1 protein-coding gene is annotated in these 571 nt (G+C 58.2%); it reads right to left on the bottom strand.

Annotated elements, in window-relative coordinates; translation table 11 throughout:
- Positions 1-91: 91 nt before the first annotated feature.
- Complete coding sequence (locus ACXJ7R_RS35945) at positions 92-346, bottom strand: hypothetical protein (RefSeq protein ID WP_457155919.1); 255 nt, start codon at positions 344-346, stop codon at positions 92-94.
- Positions 347-571: the final 225 nt, after the last annotated feature.

Below are 571 nucleotides of genomic sequence, written 5' to 3'. Positions count from 1 at the left end.
GCTTGACACATTGCGGCCCGCCGGCTGATCGAAGCGCGCGAGTTCGAAGTTCGAAGAGCGATAAAGTCAGCGAGCGTCGCGGGTCCCGAGCCTAGGCCAGTCCATCAGTCTCGCTCTCCTCATCAAAGGCATCGGCACCCAGCCGGCCCGCAATGACCAACCAATCTCGCACGATTGTTTGCAACACTTCAGGCCGCGAAAGCTTCAACTGCGCCGCCAACAAGTCGACCGCCTCGTCAACCTCGGCTTCCAAGGCAAGGCCCGAGGTGTTCCTCAGCCGCAGGGCTGCATTCATCAACATGACTTTCAGGTCCGCGCGAGACATCCGAAATATGTGCAGCAGCAACCTCGAGTTTCTCGGCGAACGCTCGGTGGGTCATGGGTCCAACCTAGTTGTGAAAGCTATTGAGATCGACCTCTCCGCGAAAACAGCTCGGCAGTAATTTCGTCTCTGTCCCCACCATGCCTGGCGATCAAAGCCAGCGCTTCCTGGCGACCAATGTTGCCGAGCTTCATGAGGTACGGAACCTCAAACGTTCTCTTCTTGARGCGCCATTCTGGCACGCGCCGT

The organism is Mesorhizobium sp. P5_C1 (assembly GCF_054049815.1).
The sequence above is the reverse complement of the archived record's forward strand: the minus strand, read 5'-3'. Positions and strand labels throughout refer to the sequence as shown.